Here is a 5,247-nt window from a genome sequence, read left to right on the forward strand (position 1 = left end):
TAACATCGACTACGCGCTGTTCTCGCCCCTGACGAGCGTCGACGGCACCACGGGCAAGGCGGTCAACCTGGTCGCCGAGTCGATCGAGTCGGCGGCCTCGCCCTCACCTCGCTCTACCCGACGCTGGCCGCCGGAGCCCCGGTGCGGCTGGTGGACGAGGAGCCGGCCGGCGTCGAGCAGCTGGCGCGGGCGCTGGCCGACGGTCCCTACGGCGTCGTCAAGCTGACCCCGACCCACCTGGACCTGCTGGCCGGGACGCTCCCCGCCGACGTGCTGGCCGGCACGGCCAGGTGCCTGGTGATCGGCGGGGAGGAACTGCGCGGCGAGCAGCTCGCCGTGTGGTCCGCGCACGCTCCGGCGACCCGGATCGTCAACAGCTACGGCCCGAGCGAGACCGCCGTCGCCTGCTGCGTGCACATCGTGCCCGCGGGCGAGACGGTGCCGGGTCCGGTCCCGATCGGCCGGCCGATCCCCGGCGCCACCGTCTGCCTGCTCGACGACGCCATGCGCGCGGTGCCGCCCGGCGTGGCCGGCGAGATCTACGTCGGCGGGCGCGGTGTCGGCCAGGGTTACCTCGGCAGCCCGCGCCTCACCGCGGACCGCTTCGTACCGGATCCGCACGCGACCGAGCCCGGAGCGCGCCTCTACCGGACCGGCGACCTGGCCCGGCAGCGACCCGACGGCACCCTGGTCTTCCTGGGCCGCGCGGACCAGCAGATCAAGATTCGCGGTTTCCGCGTCGAGCCCGGTGAGATCGAGGGCGTCCTGGCCGAGCACCCGGCCGTCCGCGCCGCCGCGGTGGTCGCCGACCGGTCCGACCCGGGCAACCCGAGGCTGGCCGCCCACATCCTCCCGGCGGGCCCCGGCGTGCCGCTCTCCGAGCTGCGGACCTACCTGGCCGAGCGGCTCCCCGGTCACCTGGTGCCCACCCTGTGGGGGACCCTCACCGAGTTGCCGCTGCTCGGCAACGGCAAGCTCGACCGCCGGGCGCTGCCCGGCCTGGCCCCGCTGGGCGGCGCGGAGACCTACACCGCGCCCGCCACCCCGGCGGAGCGGGCGATCGCCGAGGTGTGGGCCGAGGTGCTCGGAGCCGGCCGGGTCGGCCGGCACGACCGCTTCTTCGACCTCGGCGGGCAGTCACTGCTCGCCACCCGGGTGGTGGCCCGGCTGCGCGAGCGGTTCCCGGTGCCGGTCTCGGTGCGGGACGTGTTCGCCGCGCCGACCGTGGCCACCCTCGCGGACCTCGTCGCCGCCCGGGTGCGCGCCCAGATGGAGGAGATGTTCGGGGCGTCCGCCGGGGCGCGGCAGCCGGAGACGCCGCAGGCGACCGCCCTCTCCTCGCCCGTCACCCCCGCGGACAGGTCCCGTCCGCTGCCGCTCTCCTTCGCGCAGCGCGGCCTGTGGGTCCTGGACCAGTTGCGCCCGGGCGGGACGGAGTACCTCGTGGTGACCGCGCTGCGGCTGCGCGGAGAGCTCGACGTCGACGCGCTCGGGCGGGCACTGACCCGGGTGGCCGAGCGGCACGAGATCCTCCGCACCCGCTACGTCGCGGGCTCCGACGGTGAGCCCGCGCAGGTCGTCGACCCGCCGTCGCGGCTCCGCCCGGTCGCCGAGAACGCGGACCCGGCCGAAGTACTCGAAGCGGAACTGGCCACGCCGATCGACCTGGCCCGCGGTCCCGCCCTGCGAGTCCGGCTGGTGCGGGCCGGCACGCGCGAGCACGACGAGCACGTGCTGGTCCTGGTGACCCACCACATCGCCACCGACGGCTGGTCGAGCGGCATCCTCGCGACCGAGCTGGCGGACGCCTACCTGGGCCGGGACCTGCCGGAGCCGGATCTGCAGTACGCCGACTTCGCCGCCTGGCAGCGCGAGCGGTTCGCCGGGCAGGCGCTGGACGGCGCACTGGCGCACTGGCGCGGCAGGCTCACCGGTCTGGAGCCGACCGAACTGCCCACCGACCGGCCCCGTCCCCCGATCGGCGACCACCGAGGGGCGGTCCTCCGCTTCGACGTGCCGCCCACGCTGGCCGGGGTGCTGGAGGAGGTCGGCAGGCGGGCCGGAGCCACCCCGTTCACGACCTACCTGGCGGGGTTCTACGCACTGCTCGCCCGCCACACCGGGCGGCGGGACCTGGCGGTCGGCGTGCCGATGTCCGGCCGCGACTCCGCCGAGGTCGAGGGGCTGATCGGCTTCTTCGTCAACACCGTCGTGATGCGCGCCGACCTCACCGGAGACCCGTCGTTCAGCACGCTGCTCGGCCGGGTCCAGGACGTCGTCGCCGAGGCGTACCAGCATGACGGGCTACCGTTCGAACGGCTGGTGGAGGAACTGGCACCGAGCCGCGACCTGTCCAGGCACCCGCTGTTCCAGCTGCTCTTCGCGTTCCGGGAGGAGGGCGAGGAGCGGTTCCGGCTGCCGGGGCTGGACGTCTCGCCCGAGCCGGTGCCGTGGCGCACCGCCAAGTTCGACCTCACCATGGAGCTGACCCGGCGTGCCGACGGCGGCCTGACCGGCGAGATCGAGTACGCGACCGCGCTCTTCGACCGGGCCACCGCCGACCGGCTCGCCCGCCACTACCTGACCCTGCTGGAGTCGGCGGCGGCCCGGCCGGACGGCGCGCTCGGGGAGCTGGAACTGCTCGACGACGCGGAGCGGCACGCGCTCACCGCCGGCGCCGGCGGCCCCGTCCGGAGCAGGCCCGACCTCGGCCTGCCCGAGCTGGTCGCCCGCCAGGCGGCCCTGGCCCCCGGCCGGGGCGCGGTGGAGTGTGACGGAGCCGCGCTCACCTACGGTGACCTGGACGCCGCCGCCAACCGGCTCGCCCACCACCTGCGGGCCGCCGGCATCCGCCGTGACGACGTCGTGGGCGTCTGCCTGCCCCGGCGACCGAAGCTGGTCGTGGCGCTGCTCGGCGTGCTGCGCGCCGGAGCGGCCTACCTCCCGCTCGACCCCGCCCACCCGGCCGACCGGCTGGCCTGGATGCTCCAGGACTCCCGGGCGCGGCTGGTCGTCGTCGACGCCGAGCCGTCTCCGGCGAGCGGCCACGGCACGCCGGTGCTGAGCCTGGCCGCCGAGCGGGCCGGTATCGACGCCCGCCCCGGCGAATCCGCGCCGGTCGGCACCGACCTGGACGGGTTGGCGTACGTCATGTACACCTCCGGTTCCACCGGCCGGCCCAAGGGTGTGGCCGTACCGCACCGCGGCATCCGCAACCGGGTGCTGTGGACGGTCCACGAGCACGGGCTCGGCGCCTCGGACCGGCTCCTGCAGAAGACGTCGGTCACGTTCGACGCCTCCGTCTGGGAGTTCCTCGGGCCGCTGGTGTCCGGTGGCACCGTGGTGCTCCCGCCGGACGGGACCGAGCGCGACCCGGCGAGCATGGTCGAGGCGCTGGTCCGGGACCGGATCACCGTGCTCCAGGGCGTCCCCTCCTTCCTGCGGACGCTCGCCGACGAGCCGGGCCTGGAACGCTGCGGCACGCTCCGCCTGCTCTTCTCGGCCGGCGAGCCGCTGCCCGGCGAGCTCGCCGCCCGCCTGTCCACCCGGCTGGGGACGGCGCTGGTCAACACCTACGGCCCGACCGAATGCTCGATCGACGTGACCGCGTGGCAGTACGAGCCGGGCGACGGACCCGGCATCGTGCCGATCGGCAGGCCGCTGGACAACACCCGCACGGTCGTCTACACGCCGGACGGCAGGCTCGCCCCGGTCGGCACGCCGGGCGAGCTGCACGCCGCGGGGGACGGCCTGGCCCGCGGCTACCTCGGCAGGCCGGGACTGACCGCCGACCGGTTCGTACCCGACCCGTACGGACCGCCGGGTGCCCGCGCCTACCGCACCGGCGACGTGGTGCGCCGCAGGACCGACGGCGCGCTGGAGTTCCTCGGCCGGGCCGACCGCCAGGTCAAGATCCGCGGTGTCCGGATCGAGCTGGACGAGGTCGAGGCCGTGCTGTCCCGGCACCCCGCGCTCGCCGCGGCCGTGGTCGAGGCCAGGCGGGGACCCGACGGCCTGCCCCGGCTGGTCGGCTACCTGGTGGCGCGGGGAGACGCGCCGGAGCAGCGGGAGATCCGCGAGTTCCTGCTCGCGCGGCTGCCCGAGCCGTACCTGCCCTCGGTGCTCCTCACCGTGGACCGCCTGCCGCGGACCTCCAGCGGCAAGATCGACCGGGCCGCGCTGCCCGACCCGGACGGTGTCCGGCGGGCCGGCCGGGCCGTCCCCGCAGCGCCGCGCACCCCGGCCGAGAAGATCGTGACGGATGTGATGGCCGAGGTGCTCGGGCTCGACGTGGTCGGGACGGGCGACGACTTCTTCGACCTGGGCGGCCACTCCCTGCTGGCGATCCGGATCGCGGCCCGGCTGCGGGCCGCGTTCGGCGTCGCACTGCCGGTCCGCGCCGTGTTCGAGGACCGCACCGCCGCCGCGCTGGCGGCCAGGGTCGACGGGCTCGGCGTCCAGGCCACCGGCGAGATCGTCCCGCTGGACGCGGAACGGCGGGCCGGACCGGTCCCGCTCTCCTTCGCCCAGCAGCGACTGTGGTTCCTCGATCTCCTCGACCAGGGCGGCCAGTATCACGTGACCTGGGCGTTCCGGCTGTCCGGGCAGCTGGACGCCGAGGCCCTGGCCGGCGCGCTGACCGGACTGTTCGCCCGGCACGGCGCCCTGCGCACCCGTTACGTGACCGGGCAGGACGGCGACGCGGTCCAGATCGCAGACCCGGCCGCCCCCGTTCCGCTGCCGGTCATCGACCTGTCCGGAGCGGACTCCGAACGGGTGACCACGTTCGTCCGCTCGCTCGCCGAGCGACCCTTCGACCTGGCCGGGCAGCCGCCCGCGCTGCCCTACCTGATCAGGCTCGGCGCCCGGAAGCATGTGTTCCTGCTGGTCATGCACCACATCGTCGCCGACGCCTGGTCCGAGCAGATCATGGCGCGCGAGCTCTCCGAGCTCTACGAGGCCCGGGTGCAGGGCCGGCCGGCGGCGCTCGGGCCACCCCCGCTGCAGTACGCCGACTACGCGTCCTGGCAGCGCTCCCAGCTGACCGGCGACGTGCTGGACCGTGAGCTGGACCACTGGCGCGATCGGCTGGCCGGACTGCAGCCGCTGGAACTGCCCGCCGACCGGCCCCGGCCGCCGGTACGCCAGGGCCGCGGCCCTGCCGCACGCCCAGTTCGGCGAGCGCGCGCACCACCGGAGCGGCCTTCACGAAGTTGGGCCGCGCGCCGAGCACGTGCAGGACAAGGG

Annotated in this window: 2 protein-coding genes; both read left to right on the plus strand. The window is 75.5% G+C overall.

The genetic code is table 11. From position 1 onward, the window contains the following. Positions 1 to 226: hypothetical protein (locus ABZ260_RS45835; RefSeq protein WP_355630782.1), on the plus strand; the 226-nt coding region annotated here is incomplete at its 5' end. Further along, the coding region (locus ABZ260_RS45840) for an amino acid adenylation domain-containing protein (RefSeq protein WP_355630785.1) at positions 142 to 5,247 on the plus strand (5,106 nt) is incomplete at its 3' end. The genes ABZ260_RS45835 and ABZ260_RS45840, both read left to right, overlap by 85 nt.

The sequence above is a fragment of the Streptosporangium sp. NPDC006013 genome, from assembly GCF_040614275.1.
Taxonomy (GTDB): domain Bacteria; phylum Actinomycetota; class Actinomycetes; order Streptosporangiales; family Streptosporangiaceae; genus Streptosporangium.